16 protein-coding genes are annotated in these 14,916 nt (G+C 70.5%); 5 read left to right on the top strand and 11 right to left on the bottom strand.

Annotation, left to right across the window (positions count from 1 at the left end):
• Positions 1 to 11: 11 nt before the first annotated feature.
• A complete protein-coding gene (locus ACWY4P_RS31860; protein WP_456203924.1) occupies positions 12 to 668 on the bottom strand; it encodes a TetR/AcrR family transcriptional regulator in 657 nt (218 codons plus the stop codon).
• 138 nt (positions 669 to 806) lie between these two features.
• On the opposite strand from ACWY4P_RS31860, the gene ACWY4P_RS31855 reads away from it, so the two are divergent.
• A complete protein-coding gene (locus ACWY4P_RS31855; protein WP_456203923.1) occupies positions 807 to 1,763 on the top strand; it encodes a zinc-binding dehydrogenase in 957 nt (318 codons plus the stop codon).
• A gap of 17 nt (positions 1,764 to 1,780) precedes the next feature.
• Here the strand turns inward: ACWY4P_RS31855 and hutI are convergent, their stop codons facing one another.
• The 4 genes from hutI to hutU all read right to left on the bottom strand — a co-directional run bounded on the left by hutI (position 1,781) and on the right by hutU (position 7,381).
• Complete coding sequence (gene hutI / locus ACWY4P_RS31850; protein ID WP_456203921.1) at positions 1,781 to 2,950, bottom strand: imidazolonepropionase; 1,170 nt, start codon at positions 2,948 to 2,950, stop codon at positions 1,781 to 1,783.
• Between the two features lie 83 nt (positions 2,951 to 3,033).
• On the bottom strand, positions 3,034 to 4,377 hold the full coding sequence (locus tag ACWY4P_RS31845) for a formimidoylglutamate deiminase (protein WP_456213131.1): 1,344 nt from the start codon (positions 4,375 to 4,377) through the stop codon (positions 3,034 to 3,036).
• Complete coding sequence (locus ACWY4P_RS31840) at positions 4,374 to 5,561, bottom strand: allantoate amidohydrolase (protein ID WP_456213130.1); 1,188 nt, start codon at positions 5,559 to 5,561, stop codon at positions 4,374 to 4,376. Before ACWY4P_RS31840 ends, ACWY4P_RS31845 begins: the two co-directional genes overlap by 4 nt.
• Before the next feature lie 137 nt (positions 5,562 to 5,698).
• The gene (gene hutU / locus ACWY4P_RS31835) at positions 5,699 to 7,381 is read right to left on the bottom strand and encodes a urocanate hydratase (protein WP_456203920.1); all 1,683 of its coding nucleotides are present in this window, start codon (positions 7,379 to 7,381) and stop codon (positions 5,699 to 5,701) included.
• Between the two features lie 201 nt (positions 7,382 to 7,582).
• Between hutU and ACWY4P_RS31830 the strand changes: the two genes are divergently transcribed.
• On the top strand, positions 7,583 to 8,605 hold the full coding sequence (locus ACWY4P_RS31830) for an MDR family NADP-dependent oxidoreductase (RefSeq protein WP_456203919.1): 1,023 nt from the start codon (positions 7,583 to 7,585) through the stop codon (positions 8,603 to 8,605).
• Positions 8,606 to 8,681: 76 nt separating this feature from the next.
• Positions 8,682 to 9,101: a MerR family transcriptional regulator gene (locus ACWY4P_RS31825; protein WP_456203918.1), complete on the top strand. Its 420-nt coding sequence runs from the start codon at positions 8,682 to 8,684 to the stop codon at positions 9,099 to 9,101.
• 99 nt (positions 9,102 to 9,200) lie between these two features.
• Here ACWY4P_RS31825 and ACWY4P_RS31820 read toward each other — a convergent pair whose 3' ends face one another.
• The 6 genes from ACWY4P_RS31820 to ACWY4P_RS31795 form a co-directional block, all read right to left on the bottom strand.
• Positions 9,201 to 9,716 carry a GNAT family N-acetyltransferase gene (locus ACWY4P_RS31820; RefSeq protein ID WP_456213129.1) on the bottom strand — a complete coding sequence of 172 codons (516 nt, stop codon included), beginning with the start codon at positions 9,714 to 9,716 and terminating at the stop codon, positions 9,201 to 9,203.
• A 60-nt stretch (positions 9,717 to 9,776) separates the two neighbouring features.
• Positions 9,777 to 11,342 carry an asparagine synthase-related protein gene (locus tag ACWY4P_RS31815; protein WP_456203917.1) on the bottom strand — a complete coding sequence of 522 codons (1,566 nt, stop codon included), beginning with the start codon at positions 11,340 to 11,342 and terminating at the stop codon, positions 9,777 to 9,779.
• Between the two features lie 71 nt (positions 11,343 to 11,413).
• Positions 11,414 to 11,575 (bottom strand): hypothetical protein, encoded by a 162-nt coding sequence (locus ACWY4P_RS31810; protein WP_456203916.1) that lies wholly within the window; start codon positions 11,573 to 11,575, stop codon positions 11,414 to 11,416.
• 389 nt (positions 11,576 to 11,964) lie between these two features.
• Positions 11,965 to 12,135, bottom strand: a complete 171-nt coding sequence (locus ACWY4P_RS31805; RefSeq protein WP_456203915.1) for a hypothetical protein — start codon at positions 12,133 to 12,135, stop codon at positions 11,965 to 11,967.
• Entirely contained in the window at positions 12,132 to 12,275 is a 144-nt protein-coding gene (locus ACWY4P_RS31800; protein ID WP_456203914.1) for a hypothetical protein, read from the bottom strand. Before ACWY4P_RS31800 ends, ACWY4P_RS31805 begins: the two co-directional genes overlap by 4 nt.
• Positions 12,272 to 12,559, bottom strand: coding sequence for a hypothetical protein (locus tag ACWY4P_RS31795; RefSeq protein ID WP_456203913.1), 288 nt, complete (start codon positions 12,557 to 12,559; stop codon positions 12,272 to 12,274). The genes ACWY4P_RS31800 and ACWY4P_RS31795 overlap by 4 nt, the downstream gene beginning before the upstream one ends.
• 188 nt (positions 12,560 to 12,747) lie before the next feature.
• Here ACWY4P_RS31795 and ACWY4P_RS31790 point away from each other — a divergent pair, with 188 nt between their 5' ends.
• Positions 12,748 to 14,067 carry an XRE family transcriptional regulator gene (locus tag ACWY4P_RS31790; RefSeq protein WP_456203912.1) on the top strand — a complete coding sequence of 440 codons (1,320 nt, stop codon included), beginning with the start codon at positions 12,748 to 12,750 and terminating at the stop codon, positions 14,065 to 14,067.
• Positions 14,058 to 14,570, top strand: coding sequence for a GNAT family N-acetyltransferase (locus ACWY4P_RS31785; RefSeq protein WP_456203911.1), 513 nt, complete (start codon positions 14,058 to 14,060; stop codon positions 14,568 to 14,570). The genes ACWY4P_RS31790 and ACWY4P_RS31785 overlap by 10 nt, the downstream gene beginning before the upstream one ends.
• The last annotated feature ends 346 nt before the right edge of the window (positions 14,571 to 14,916 follow it).

Genomic DNA, 14,916 nt, shown 5'->3' with positions numbered 1-14,916 from the left:
GGGACGGGCCCTTATCCGCGCCCGCGCTCGTGCTCGTTACTCGGGTCGCTCCCTCGGCAAACCAGTTCCGCGACACCTGGGATCGCGTCCAACGCCTCCCGCGTCCGCGCCCGCAGCGCCTCGCGCCCGGGGTCGCCCGGCATCGACACCCACTCCTTGAGCGCGAAGCGCCACGCCGACAGCATCAGCTCAAGCAACAGCCGCAGCCGCAGCTCGGCACCTGGAGCCGCGGGCCGGCGGCCCGCGACGGAGCGCACGACGGCGTCGGTGACCTCCGCGCAGTGCCTGAGGCTGTGCGCGGTCAGCGCCGGCGTGCCGTCGGCGAGGACGCGGCTGGTGCGGAAGCGGCGTTCCCAGCCGTCCGCCATGTCCGCCACGGCCGCGAAGAGCGTGTCCTCGAGCGCCGTCAGCAGCGGGCCGGTCAGCGGGTGCGCCTCGATGCGCGCGGTGTACGCGCCCCACAGCTCCTTCTCGGGCGCGAGCGCGACGTCCTCTTTGGAGGCGAACGTACGGAAGAACGTGCGCTTGGACACCTCCACCGCGCCCACCAGCTCATCGAGCGTGACCGCGCCGAATCCCTTCTCCGAGAAGAGCGCCAGAGCCGTCTCGACGAGGGCCTCGCGGGTGCGCAGCTTCTTGCGCTCGCGCAGCGGCAGTTCGTTCACCACGCCGGGCAGCCTACCGTCCGGCGCGCCGGCGGCACTTTTGCCACTTGAAGGCTTATGCCACTCAGTGGCATTATGCGGATTCCCCGAGCAACACCTTGATCAACACCTGATCAACACCTGTGAACCGCGGAGGCGGAGTTGCGCGCACTGACGATCGACCATGCGGCCCCCGGACTGCTGTCCCTCACCGATGTCCCGGACCCCGAACCCGCCCCCCACCAGGCGCTGGTCCGGGTCGAGGCGTTCTCGCTCAACTACGGCGAGGTCTCCGCCGTCGTGCCCGGCGGCGAGGACGGAGCCGTGCCCGGCTGGGACGCGGCGGGCGTGGTGGTCCGGCCGGCGGCGGACGGCTCGGGCCCGGCCGCCGGAACGCCCGTGGTCACCCTCGGCGTCGACGGAGCCTGGGCCCAGCTGCGCGCGGTGGACACCGGTCTGCTCGCCGCCGTCCCGCCCGGCGTCGACCCCGGCGCGGTCAGCACCCTGCCGGTGGCCGCGGGCTCCGCGCTGCGCGGGCTGCGCCGCCTCGGGCCGATCCTGGGCCGGCGGGTGCTGGTGACGGGCGCGGGCGGCGGGGTCGGGCGCTTCGCCGTGCAGCTCGCGGCCCGGGGCGGCGCGCAGGTCGTCGCCGCCACGTCGGATCCGTCGAAGGAGGCGGAGCTGCGGGCCCTGGGGGCGCACGAGGTCCTCGTGGGTTCCGGAGAATCCGGAGAAACAGCCGCGGCGAAGCCGTCCGAGCCGGTGCACGGCGTGATCGACCTGGTCGGCGGCGCGGCGCTGGTCGCCGCGTACGAGGCCCTGGCCCCGCATGGAACGCTGGTCGCCCTGGGGCACAGCGGCGGCGACGGCGAGAGCTTCCCGCACGGGGCCCTGTTCGGCAACGACGGCCGGCACAACCGCTCCATCACCACGTACTTCCTGCTGGACGACGCGGACGGGCTGGCCGCGGACCTGTCGTGGCTGGCCGGGCTCCTGGCGCGCGGCGAGCTGGACCCGCAGATCGCCTGGCGGGGCGACTGGTCACGGGCCACCGAGGCGGCCGAGGCGCTGCTCGGCCGCCGGGTGCGCGGAAAGGCGGTCCTGGAGGTGTCGGCGTAGCGCGGCCGTAGCGCGGGTCAGATCAGGGTGCCGCCCTGCCAGACCGCCTCGACGAGGGGGACGCCGGGGCGGTAGGCGAGGTGGACGTGCGAGGGGGCGTCCAGCAGGGCCAGGTCGGCGCGGGCGCCGGGGGCGACCCGGCCGACGTCGGTGCGGGCGAGGGCCCGCGCCCCGCCCGCCGTGGCCGCCCAGACCGCTTCGTCCGGGGTCATCCCCATCTCGCGGACGGCCAGCGCCACGCAGAAGGGCATGGAGCTGGTGAAGGACGAGCCCGGGTTGCAGTCGGGCGAGAGCGCCACGGTCACGCCCGCGTCCAGCAGGCGGCGCGCGTCGGGGTACGGCGAGCGGGTGGAGAACTCCGCGCCCGGCAGGAGGGTGGCGACCGTGTCGCCCTGGGCCAGGGCGTCGACGTCGGCGTCGGAGAGATGGGTGCAGTGGTCGGCGGAGGCGGCCCCCAGCTCGACCGCCAGCTGGACGCCGGGGCCCTGGGTCAGCTGGTTGGCGTGCACGCGCGGGGTCAGACCGTGCCGCGCTCCGGCGGTGAGGATCGTACGGGCCTGGTCGCCGTCGAAGGCGCCCTGCTCGCAGAACACGTCGATCCAGCGGGCGTGCGGGGCGCAGAGGTCCAGCATCGGGCCGGTGACCAGGTCGACGTACGCGGCGGGGTCGTCGGCGAACTCGGGCGGCACGACATGCGCGCCCAGGTAGGTGACCTCGTCGGTGTAGGCGGAGGCGACCTCCAGCGAGCGGGCCTCGTCCTGGGAGGTGAGGCCGTAGCCGGACTTGATCTCCAGCGTCGTGGTGCCCTGGCGGCGCGCCTCGCGGACGTAGCGCGCCACGTTCGCGTCCAGGTCCTGGTCGGAGGCGGCGCGGGTGGCGGCGACGGTGGTGCGGATGCCGCCCGCGCTGTAGGGGCGGCCGGACATCCGGGCGTTGAACTCCTCCGTCCGGTCGCCCGCGAAGACCAGGTGGGAGTGGGAGTCGACGAAGCCGGGGAGGAGCGCCCGGCCGCCCGCGTCGACCTGGTTGTCAGTGGCGGGTGCTTTGCTTGACTCACCGACCCAGACGATGCGGTCGCCGTCGATGACGACGGCCGCGTCCTGGATCAGACCGAGGGGGCCTTCGCCGAGGGAGGGGTCGTTGGTGACGAGGGTGGAGATGTCGATGATGGCGGTCGCGGTCGTCATCGCGGGGGCGCTCTCCTTCATAGGGCCGCGCGTAGGGCCGCGCGGGCCGTTCGGGCCGTGCAGGCCGTTAGTGGGGTCGCGGCTCAGTCCCGCAGAGCCGCGATGGACTCGGCCAGGGCCTCGGGGACACGCGGGACGAGCTGGTGCGCCCCGTCCCGTACGACATGGCGCCCTCCGACCACGGTATGCCGTACATCCGCGTTGGTCGCCGCGAATACGGCCGTCTCGGCCCCGAGCCGGGGCGGCGGTCCCGCCGTGCGGACGGAATCCAGCGCGATCGTCGTGAGGTCGGCGAGCGCGCCGGGCTCGATCCGGCCCGCGTCGTCCCCCCAGCCGAGGGCGGCGTGGCCGTCGATGGTGGCGGCGCGCAGTAGCCGGGCCGCGCTCCAGTGGCCCCGGGTGCGGGTGTGCAGCCGCTCGTCCATCTCCATGGCGCGCGCCTCTTCCAGGATGTCGATCACGGCGTGGCTGTCGCTGCCCAGGGAGAGGGCGGAGCCCGCGGTCTGCAGCTGGGCGGCCGGGCCGATGCCGTCGGCGAGGTCACGCTCGGTGGTGGGGCACATGCACACCCCGGTGGCCGAGTGGCCCAGGAGCCGGATGTCCCCGGGGGTGAGGTGGGTGGCGTGCACGGCCGTGGTGCGCGGGCCCAGCACACCGTGGTCGGCGAGCAGCCGGGTCGGGGTGAAGCCGTGTGCCTCGACGCAGGCGTCGTTCTCGGCGGTCTGCTCGGAGAGGTGGACGTGGAGGGGCGCCGCGTGGTGGTCGGCCCAGCCGGAGACGGTCCCGATCTGGTCCGCGGGCACCGCCCGCACCGAGTGGACGGCCGCGCCGATACGGGTGTTGCCGTCGCCCTTGAGCGCGGACACCCGCTCCGCCCAGGCCTCCGCCGTGCCGTCGGAGAAGCGCAGCTGGTGGGGGTTGGGCTCGGCCCCGAAGCCGGAGGAGAGATAGCAGGTGTCGAGGAGGGTGATCCGGATCCCGGCCTCGGCGGCGGCCGCGATCAGGGCCTCCCCCATCGCGTTGGGGCTGTCGTAGCGGGTGCCGCCGGGTGCGTGGTGGAGATAGTGGAACTCGCCGACGCAGGTGATGCCCGCCATGGTCATCTCGGCGTAGACGGCGCGGGCGAGCTCGAAGTAGCTCTCCGGGGTGAGCTTGTCCGCGACGCCGTACATCACCTCACGCCAGGTCCAGAACGTGCCGCTGCCGGCCTGGACCACGCCGCGCAGGGCGCGGTGAAAGGCGTGGCTGTGGGCGTTGGCCAGGCCCGGGAGGGTCAGGCCGTGCAGCCCGACGGCACCGGCGGGCGGCACGGGCGTGTTCGCCCGTACCTCCTTGATCCGGCCGTCGACCGCCGTCACGATGAGCACGTTCGACTCCACGGTTTCGCCCAGCCAGGCGTGCTCCGCCCAGTAGGTCTGCGCCGTCAGCGACACGCCAGGCCCTCCAGTACGTCAGCGAGTGCCGTCACCCCGGCGAGGCAGTCATCCTCGGCCGCCGTCTCGACGGGTGAGTGCGAGACGCCGGTGGGGTTCCTTACAAACAGCATGGCGGTCGGCACGGACGCGGACAAAATGCCCGCGTCGTGTCCCGCGCCGGTGGGCAGGACGGGGACGCCGCCGAGCAGCCGTGCCAGCTCGTCGCGGAGGCCATGGGCGAACTCCACCACCGGTGTGAACGACTCCCGCGTGACCTTGACGTCCACGCCGTCCCGCTGTCCGCGCTCGACGGCCGCGCGCTCGATCTCGCCGACGACGGCCGCGAGCGTCTCCTCGTCGGCGGCCCGCGAGTCCAGCCAGCCCCGTACCAGCGAGGCGATGGCGTTGACGCCGTTCGGCTCCACACTGACCTTGCCGAAAGTCGCCAGCGCCCCGGCGACCCGGGCCTTCTTACGGGCGGCCAGGACGGTGTTGGCGTAGGTCAGCATCGGGTCGCGGCGGTCCTCCAGCCGGGTCGTCCCGGCGTGGTTGGCCTCGCCGTGGAAGTCGAACCGCCAGCGGCCGTGCGGCCAGATCGCGGAGGCCACGCCGACGGGGTGCACCGTCTCTGCGAGCGCGCGGCCCTGCTCGATGTGCAGCTCCACGAACGCGCCGATGCGGGCCAGCCGCTCCGGGTCGGGGCCAATCGCCTCCGGGTCGTATCCGGCACGCTCCATGGCCTGCGCCAGGCTCACCCCGTCGCCGTCGCGCAGCGCATGCGCCTGCTCGGCGCTCAGCTGCCCGGCGGTCAACCGCGAGCCCACGCAGGCCAGGCCGAAGCGGGCGCCCTCCTCGTCGCCGAAGTTGACGACGGCGAGCGGCTTGGCGGGGCGCGCCCCGCGTGAGCGGAGCTCGTCCAGCGCGGCGAAGGAGGAGACGACGCCGAGGGGGCCGTCGAAGGCGCCGCCGTCCGGCACGGAGTCCAGGTGCGAGCCGGTCACGACGGCGTCCCCGGCGGTCGGGTCGCCGAGCCAGGCCCACTGGTTGCCGTTGCGGTCCTCCTCGTAGCCGAGGCCACGGGTCTCGGCCTGGGCGCGGAACCAGGCGCGGCAGTCGGCGTCGGCGCCGGTCCAGGCGTAGCGGCGGTAGCCGTGGGTTTGTGCGTTGCGGCCGATGGGGAGGAGGTCGCGCCACATCTCGTGGAAGGAGGCGCCCGGCCCGGGGGTGGATTCCGTTTCGCGGGCGGGTGCGGGCCGGTGGGTGGGGTGTGCCCACCCGTCCCTCCCCCAGCTACCGCTGGGAGGTGCCCCCTCCGCGGGACGATTGCCCACACTCATGCCGTTTCTTCCTCGCGCATCGGGATGCGCACGCCGCGTTCCGCCGCCACCTCGTCCGCGCGGTCGTAGCCCGCGTCGACGTGGCGGATCACGCCCATGCCCGGGTCGTTCGTCAGCACGCGGCGGATCTTCTCACCCGCCAGCGGTGTGCCGTCGGCGACGGTGACCTGGCCCGCGTGGATGGAGCGGCCCATGCCGACGCCGCCGCCGTGGTGGATGGAGACCCAGGAGGCGCCCGAGGCGACATTGACCATGGCGTTGAGCAGCGGCCAGTCCGCGATCGCGTCCGAGCCGTCGAGCATCGCCTCGGTCTCGCGGTACGGGGAGGCCACCGAGCCGCAGTCCAGGTGGTCGCGGCCGATCGCGAGCGGCGCGGCGAGCGTGCCGTCGGCCACCATCTCGTTGAAGCGCTCGCCCGCCTTGTCGCGCTCGCCATAGCCGAGCCAGCAGATCCGGGCGGGCAGGCCCTGGAAGTGGACCCGCTCCCCCGCCAGCTTGATCCAGCGGGCCAGCGACTCGTTCTCCGGGAAGAGGTCGAGGATGGCCTTGTCGGTGGCCGCGATGTCCTTGGGGTCGCCGGACAGGGCCGCCCAGCGGAAGGGGCCCTTGCCCTCGGCGAAGAGGGGGCGGATGTAGGCGGGCACGAAGCCGGGGAAGGCGAAGGCGCGGTCGTATCCGGCCAGCTGGGCCTCGCCGCGGATCGAGTTGCCGTAGTCGAAGACCTCGGCGCCCGCGTCCATGAAGCCGACCATGGCCTCGACGTGCTTTGCCATGGCCTCGCGCGCCCGTTGGGTGAAGTCGGCGGGCTTCTCGGCCGCGTACGAGGCCATCTCGTCGAAGTCCACGCCCAGGGGCAGATACGCCAGCGGGTCGTGGGCGCTGGTCTGGTCGGTGACGATGTCGATGGGGGCGTTCATCGCGAGCAGCTGGGGGACCAGCTCGGCCGCGTTGCCCAGGACGCCGATGGACAGCGGCCGCCTGGCGTCGCGCGCCTCGACGGCCAGCTGGAGGGCGTGGTCCAGGCTGTCGGCCCGTACGTCCAGGTAGCGGTGGTCGATGCGGCGTTCGATGGCGCGCGGGTCGCAGTCGATGCAGAGGGCGACGCCGTCGTTCATGGTGACCGCGAGCGGCTGGGCGCCGCCCATGCCGCCGAGCCCGGCGGTCAGGGTGATGGTCCCGGCCAGGGTGCCGTTGACCCCTTTACCCATTGAATGCAGCTTCGCGGCGACCGCGGCGAAGGTCTCGTAGGTGCCCTGGAGGATGCCCTGGGTGCCGATATAGATCCACGAGCCCGCGGTCATCTGGCCGTACATGGTCAGGCCGAGCGCCTCCAGGCGGCGGAACTCCTCCCAGTTGGCCCAGTCGCCGACCAGGTTGGAGTTGGCGATCAGCACGCGCGGCGCCCACTCGTGGGTCTGCATCACGCCGACCGGCCGGCCCGACTGGACCAGCATCGTCTCGTCCTGCTTCAGCGTGGTGAGCGTACGGACCATGGCATCGAACGAGCGCCAGTCGCGGGCCGCCTTGCCCGTGCCGCCGTAGACGACGAGCTTGTCCGGGTGCTCGGCGACCTCCGGGTCGAGGTTGTTCTGAAGCATCCGCAGGGCGGCTTCCTGTTGCCACCCCCGGGCACTGAGCTCGGTGCCGCGCGGTGCGCGTACGGGTCGCGGTCCTGACATGGGCCGTGCCTCCCTGCCGTCGACTGGATCGAGATATTCACATCTTTGCCATGATGAATAGAGCTAGTCAATACGCCTCACGGAGTGTTCCGGGGGGACGGGCTTGCGGTTGACGTATACGTCAGGTCTTACCGTCTGGGCGTTCCGCTCCACCGCCACACCGCCACTCCCGCCGGACCCCGCCATACCGAGGAGCGCTCCATGCCGCTGCCCGTGCCCGCCACCCACCGCCAGGTGCTGCTGGCCGCCCGGCCCCACGACACGCTCACCCCCGACCACTTCGAGGTCGTCACCGCCCCCGTGCCCGAGCCCGGCCCCGGCCAGGTGCTCGTACGCAACCAGCTCATGAGCGTCGCCGCCGTGATGCGGCCCCTCACGGTGTCCGACCCCGGCAGCTTCGCCCTGCCCCAACTGCTGCAACGGCCCGGCGACACCATGCACGGCCCGGCCATCGGCGAGGTGGTCGCCGCGCCCGGCACCGGCCTCGCCCCCGGCGAGCTGGTCCGGCACCGGCTGGGCTGGCGCGAGTACGCCGTCGTGGACGCCGCCGAGGCGGAGCGGCTGAGCCCGGGGGCGCTGCCCGACCCCGCCGCGTATCTGTCGCAGGGCTTCGCCGCCTGGCTGGGGGTGGTGCGCGGGGCCGAGGTACGGGACGGGGACACCGTGTTCGTCACCGGCGCGGCCGGCGGGGTCGGCACGCTGGCCGGACAGTTCGCCCGGCTGCGCGGCGCCGCCCGGGTCATCGGCTCCACCGGCTCCCGGCGCAAGGCCGAGTACCTGGTCAAGGAGCTCGGCTACGACGCGGCCGTGGTCCGGGGCGCCGGGCCGATCGAGGACCAGCTGCGCGAGGCGGCCCCCGACGGCATCGATGTGCTCTTCGACAACGTCGGCGGCGAGCAGCTGCTGGCCGCGCTGGCCGTGGCCCGCCGGGGCGCCCACTTCGCCCTCGTCGGCGCGCTGGCCGCCCAGCTGACCGGCGACGCCCTGGCCACCACCCGGATCAGCACCTTCGACCTCATCGCACGGGGGATCACGCTGCGCGGCATCGCGGCCTTCGACCACCTGGACGCGTACCCGGAGTACGAGCGCGAATTCGGCCGCGCGCTGAGCGAGGGCACGATGACCTACCCGCACACCCGTCTGCGGGGCGTCGAGCAGGCGCCGCGGGCGCTGTGCGAGCTGGTCGAGGGCCGCCATGTCGGCGCGGTGCTGGTGGAGTTGTAGGCGGCCCGGCGCGACAATGGCCCTCAGTGCAGGAGCACGGAAAGCACGGAAGAGGCCGGGGGACGGGGAGACACCCATGCGGATCGGGGACGCGGCGGCTGCCGCCGGGCTGACGCCGCGGGCGCTGCGCTACTACGAACAGCGCGGGCTGCTCACCACGCGCCGCACGCCCTCCGGCCACCGCGACTACACGGCCGAGGACGTACGACATCTGCGCGCCGTGCGCGAGCTGCTGACCGCGGGCCTGACCATCGAGGACGTACGGGCCCTCGTGGCGGCCATCGAAGCGCTCCCCGCGAACCGCCGCGACCGCCCCGCGCCCAGCGAGCCCCGGGCCGACGGGGAGCCGGGCCTGTGCACTCTCCCCAACATGATCGTCCGGCGCCGGCTGGCGTATCTCGACGAGCGCATCGAGCGGCTGACCGAGCTGCGCGACGGCCTCGCGCAGCGGGTCGGCGGCCCGCTGCGCGACCTCGGCCGCGACCTCGCGGGCTAGTTCCGGACAGTGTCCGGCTCCACGCGGCGGAGCCGCATATCGGCAGGAGAGCCCCGCTCAACGCCTGCCGAAACATTGAGCAGGGCCTTCGCGATGCGGCTACAGGGCCTGGAACCTCTCTTCGAGGTCAGCGATGCGCTCGGCCCGTCGGCTCATCAGGTAGACCCGGTTGTTCGTGCGCCGCACTTCGTGCACCAGGCTGAAGCCCTGGGTCTCGTTGTACCTCACCAATCCGGGGAAGTTGCAGCCACGACGGACCCATGCCTTCCCCTCCCGGGCAGCCCGGTCCACCGCCCACAGTCCCATGACGGTTCCCGGCTTCCTCTCACAGTGCGCGGGGTCGGTGACTGTCGAGTAGAGGTAGTGGGCCGACTCGCTCAGCTCGTCTTGCGTCCAGCCCCAGGGTGGGGTCTGTTCCTGCACGGTGGTGCACCCGATAACCTGTCCGCCGTCCTCGGCGAGGACCCACACATCACCGTCAGAGTTCTCTGCCTGCCGTGCGAGTTCGGTAGCGTTCTCCCGCCAGCTCGGATGCCCTCGCTCCTCCAGCCACGCAGAGCGGGCGAGGATCATGTTCTCTACGGCAGGGATGTCGTCGGCGGTGGCCGGGCGCATTGCGAACACCTTGTCTCCTGCGATCGGTCGGCGGCAAACCGGTGTGATTACCCGCATGGTTTACAGGAAGGCTTGGGCGGCGAAGTGCAGATCCAGCACTTCGAGGAGCTGCGCGTCACCGTCTTCGCGGTAGGGCTCTTCGGCCAGTCGTCGCACGGCCAGGCGCAGGCCATCAGGGTCGACCAGCTGTTCGTCGAAGAGCGGCGAACCGTCGATGAGCATCCGGGCGAACAACTGCCGGGCGTACGTGGTCAGTGAGTGTTGGACGACTTCTGCGAAAGACTCCCGCACGCGGGACTCGGTGACGTCCGGGCTCAGCCCAAGTGAGGCGAGACGTCGCCGCTGAAGTTGCTTGAGCTCGCGCCAGTGCATGGGAAGCCACTCTCCGAGTTGGACCATGCCGGGGTCGGCGAAGGGGTGCAGGGGCCAGATGCCGGCTCGCATCAGCACGGGGGCCGTGGTCTCCAGAGACAGCAAGGTCATGCTGTTGACTGCGGCGGGCGGTGCGATGCCGTCGTCCGCGTATTCGAGCGCCGCCCGTGCTCGTTGGCCGACCCAGGGAAGCGCGTCGCTGATCTCGCCCATGGACTTGTGCGGGTACTCGTCCTGCGAGAGGGCCACCATTTCGTCCCCGCCGAGTCCCGTCACGACCACGCGGGCCCCGTGCTCGGCCAGCACGTCGGTCAGTCGAGTGAACGGGCGGTGCAAGGGTTCCTCGTACGGGCTGATGCGCTCGCCCCGGACACGCGCGCAGTCGGCCGACAGCGGGGCGTACTCCATGGCGTCGATCAGGTGATCCGGCTCGGCGAACGGGAGGGTTCTGAGGATTTCGGTACGCCGCCGGATCTGGTGAGCACGCCCGGGGCCGCCGATGAGGAGGGCGGCCGTGGGGAACCGGTTCGGGTAGCGCTCCGCGAGACGGGTGCCCACGGTGCCGGAATCGAACCCGCCCGTCAGGTGAAGCACTGTCTCCACAGAGTCGAGCGGCCGGAGGTCAAGGGCGTCGTCCATGGCGTTGACGAAGGCGCCGAGCACATCGGCATCAGGCTTCAGTTCACGCGGGCCACTGTGCAAGGCGGGTTCGGGGTAGTGCAGGTACAGGTGACCGCCGAAGACCGCCGTCGTGCGCTCGGTCACTCGGTGAATGCCTCGGAAGACGGTTTCGGCGCTGTACCGGGGCCGGTAGACCAGCAGCCGCGCGACTTCGCGAGGGCTCAGCCCGACGGCGTGTTCGGCGAGGTCGGCCATGTCCCACGACCCGTGCAGGCTCGTACGGTCGTGCGCGACGTAGAGCGGTGCGATGCCTCCGGGGCCTGCGGTGACGCGGCAGGGGTCACCAGGGGCGGTCTCCACGAGCACGTAGTCCGTAGGCCACTGTTCGGCCAGCGTGCGGGCCTTGTCGAAGTCTCCCGGCGGGAGATTGCGGGGACTCGGATCGGTGGTCTCCCGGCCTGCGACGCGTTCACGTACGACGAGGAGAGTGCGGCTCCCGTCCGTGACGGCGACCTGTTCCAGCATCGGGTGGGCGTATGGCGTGATCTCGCTCGTCCTGTCGGCCGTGACGTAGCTGCTGCCGTCCCACGTCCATGCCGTGCTTGCGTACGGGGTGAGGCGTACCTTGATCAAGTGTGCTCTCCCTTCCGACGGGCCCGAGGGGGCGGTGAGACCGCACCCCTCGGGCGTTGAGACCGACAGACTCAGGTGGCGGTGGTGTCGTACGTCTTGGCACCGTCAGACGAACCCGAGGTCTTCTTGTACTCGTGCGTCTCAGCCGGTGACTGAACCCGGCGCTGCACCTTGGTCGTGAACAACCTCTCGAAGCGACGAGCGCGCCTCGGCGGGGGCGTGAACTCCTCCACCTTTCCTCCTTGTGCTCTGCCAACGCAGGGGACTTCCCAGCGCCGCCGTGCACTTGCTGACCCGCCCGGCCATCAACAGCCACGAGGACGACCAAGCGGGGGTCTGGTTTGGCTATGGGGCTACTGCCATTGCGGTCACGACCATGGCGACTCGTCACCAAGGGCGAGATGCGATCTCGCTTCCTCGGGGAACCTGACATTCTCAGCGTCGGTCAGCCACTCCCGCCCTCCCTCAGCCGGACGCAGGAACGCAACGCGCGGTCCCGGCATCTTGTGGTCGAAGGCGAGATCGTCAACGTGACAGACAGCCTGCAGAACGCCCACGCGCCCTGTGGCGGCGTCGTAGGCTTCGTGGCCTACTTTGGGGCCCTTGTACGGCGTCGGCTGGCTCATACGGGCAACCCCCATCGGGCCGTCCGGTCCGGCTGGGTGTGGGACGGGTGACGACGGCGGAGTGCCTCGTAGTCGCCGGCCCGGTCGTAGTCGCCCTCCTGCTTCGCCTTCTCCCGGAGCGCCTTGTACAGCTGGCACTTTGCGCAGGCTCGGGTTTCGTTGGTCATCGCACCGTCCCCCGCCCCAGGTGCTTGTCGATCTCCTTCTTCAGTGCCTCCGCCCGCGCGTCCAACTCTTTCGGCGTCGGGCGGTTGGACGAGCCCTGCTGCGCCTCCTGCGGCTTGGGCAAGGGCTTGTCCGCGCTCACCGCGTCGCTCCCAGCGCTCGCTCCCGCTCGTACCGGAGGACGTACAACCCCACGGGGTCGGTGTCCCCGGCGATCGAGAAGCGCTCACCGACCGGGACGCGAGTGAGGCGGAGCGTGGGCGGGTCCGCGGAGCAGACAGAAGCAGGTACGCAGGTCAGGGCGGGTACGGGCACGGCGGCACGGGGCGGGGCGGGCGTCGCGGCGTCGGCTGTTCGATGGCGCCCGGGAGCGGGCAACAGCAGTTGCAGCAGCAATTCGAGGATCGTTCGGATATGTTTGCTCACGTCGTCAACCTCCGTGGGGTTGGTGGCCACGCCCCCGGACGTTCGCCGCGTCGCGGGGGTCTTTGGTGTCAGGCACGGACACGTGCCGGCTGAAGAGCTTCCGCCTCCGTCGACCGTTGACCTGGTGATGCCTAGTCAACGGCCAGCGAGGCCCGACGGACAGGTGAAGGAGCCCGTCTCCCCATCGCATGACCCCGGTGATTTTTACCTTCGCCCGTGTCTGGGCGATCGCACACCGTTACCGTGAGTACATGGCACAGGAGAACCGCAGCCTCGCAGCACGGATCGCCGACCTCGGCTTCTCTCAGGCCGAGTTAGCACGTCAGCTCAACGCCGAGATCGAACTCCTGACAGGCAAGCTAGGCAATGTCACCGATGCCGACATCCGGCGATGGCTGCGCGGCGAAACCAAGTGGCCGCAGGACCGCATCAGGCTGTGTCTGGAGAAGGTTCTTGGTACCGGCGCCGAAAACCTAGGGTTCGTGCCTCGCAAGAAGCGCATCGCACCACCGGAGGAAGATCCCGTGCACCGACGTGCGCTCCTCACCGCCACGAGCGGTGCAGCTCTGACCATAGCCACTCCGTACGCACCCGCCCAGGGGAGCCTTGGAGTCAACGATGTCCGGCGATTCCATCAGGAGTACGTGACCATCGTCCGACGGGATCAAGCCGTAGGAGGATCACAGAAGGTGGAAAACCTCGCGGTGGGACTGGCTTCCCGGATTCAGTCCACCCTTGCCGTGTCCTCGTCCTCGACTCGCGTGCGAGACATGCTTCATCGACTCGCTGCCAACGTACTCAGCTCCGCGGCGTTCGCAGCCATCGACGCAAGGTCTCCGCAGCGGGCACGCGCGCATCTCCACCAGGCTCTGACCTTCGCCGGTTTATCTCGCGACAGCGAGACGATGTACCAGGTCTGGAACCATCTGACCCTCACCTCCAGGCAACTCGAGAACCACGCCGAAGCCGTCGCCGGGGCAGAGGTGATGAAGCGCTCCTCCATCGCCCGGAGAGACCCGTTGTACGCCTCTCTCGGACATATCCGGAACGCCAACGGACTCGCGCGCATCCGACATCGTTCAGAAGCTCTGCGAGCCCTCGCCGACGCGGAGCGTGCCTTCGCCCGTAGCGCCGCCGAGCAACGGCCAGAGTGGATCGAGTTTTTCGACGCCAGTGAGATGAACGCTCTGTCCTCGTTCCTGTGGTCTGCATTGGATGATCACGTACGGGCCGAGTACTGCTTGCATCGCACGCTCACCGCCATCCCTGACAGCAGGGCCCGCAACAGGGCCCTGTACACAGCCCACCTGTCGCTAACTCAGGCTAGACAGGGCGACCTGGAGTTGGCCTGTGCGACAGGTAGGCAGGCCCATGCATTGCTGGTGCCCTCTTCCGGATCGAGGAGAACCGCTCACACTCTCGCCGCGACACGAAAGGTGATCACAGCCACAGGCTCAAAGAGTCCCGACGTCGTCCAGTGGATCGAGGAGTCCAGTCAATGGATCTGAAGCACTACACGCATGCCGATGCACGGGACATCAGGTCCCTGCTGCTCGACATTCACGACGAGGCGTACGCGAACGATCCAGACCCGTTTCACTCGCGCGAACGCTTCTCATACTTCGTCGATCTGTGGTCCTCACGTGAAAACTGGCAGTGTGTGTTGGGTTGGGAAGAGGACGGCCCTGTCGGATATGCATACGGCGCCATGTTCAAGCCGGGTGGGTGGTGGAAAGGCCACCAACGGCCGGCCCGTACCAAGGGGTCAGTCTTCGCACTGTCGGAATTGAAGGTAGTTCCCCGGTGGCGCGGGACCGGCCGGGCAAAGCAGCTTCATGACGCACTACTCGAATCGATCAAAGCCGATGCCGTAACGCTCCTGGTTGACTCCGCTCACGACAAAGTCCAGGCCTTGTATGAGAGCTGGGAATACAACAAGGCGGGCGAAACGAGGCCGTCATTCGACTCGCCGCTATTCGCCGTCATGGCCAAAGAGCTGAAGCGCGGCTGAGTACCTGGATCCGCGCGATCGGGGCGCCTCATAGAACCGGGGTTGCCCGGACTCCGCCAGCGACGCTCCTCGCCCGCCGGAGAAATCTCTGATGCTGCACCGCCTGGGACCTTCAGCAGTTCCGAGCCGTCACTCTTGTTGCCGGTCAGCGCTGATCACTGCGTCTCGGAACAGGGTCAGCATGACATGCCCCGTCATTGCCTATCTGCCTATCTGACCACTCACCGGGGGAAGAAATACGCCACCACGGCCACGCCGGCGCTTACCACTGTTGCCACCCGCGCGGCAGTACTCCAATCCCTGCCGCTGCGCCGTGTTGTCCAGGCACCCGTTCGTCTTGAGCTGA

The sequence above is a fragment of the Streptomyces sp. LZ34 genome (assembly GCF_053890475.1).
This window is presented reverse-complemented; position numbering and strand designations above follow the sequence as displayed.

Bases quoted from the DNA above. Each gene is read 5' to 3' on its own strand.
- hutI (WP_456203921.1), bottom strand. From the start codon at position 2,950: ATGACGACCGCGACCGCCATCATCGACATCTCCACCCTCGTCACCAAC.
- ACWY4P_RS31840 (WP_456213130.1), bottom strand. From the start codon at position 5,561: ATGTGGCGCGACCTCCTCCCCATCGGCCGCAACGCACAAACCCACGGC.
- hutU (WP_456203920.1), bottom strand. From the start codon at position 7,381: ATGTCAGGACCGCGACCCGTACGCGCACCGCGCGGCACCGAGCTCAGT.
- ACWY4P_RS31830 (WP_456203919.1), top strand. From the start codon at position 7,583: ATGCCGCTGCCCGTGCCCGCCACCCACCGCCAGGTGCTGCTGGCCGCC.
- ACWY4P_RS31825 (WP_456203918.1), top strand. From the start codon at position 8,682: ATGCGGATCGGGGACGCGGCGGCTGCCGCCGGGCTGACGCCGCGGGCG.
- ACWY4P_RS31820 (WP_456213129.1), bottom strand. From the start codon at position 9,716: ATGCGCCCGGCCACCGCCGACGACATCCCTGCCGTAGAGAACATGATC.
- ACWY4P_RS31805 (WP_456203915.1), bottom strand. From the start codon at position 12,135: ATGACCAACGAAACCCGAGCCTGCGCAAAGTGCCAGCTGTACAAGGCG.
- ACWY4P_RS31790 (WP_456203912.1), top strand. From the start codon at position 12,748: ATGACCCCGGTGATTTTTACCTTCGCCCGTGTCTGGGCGATCGCACAC.
- ACWY4P_RS31785 (WP_456203911.1), top strand. From the start codon at position 14,058: ATGGATCTGAAGCACTACACGCATGCCGATGCACGGGACATCAGGTCC.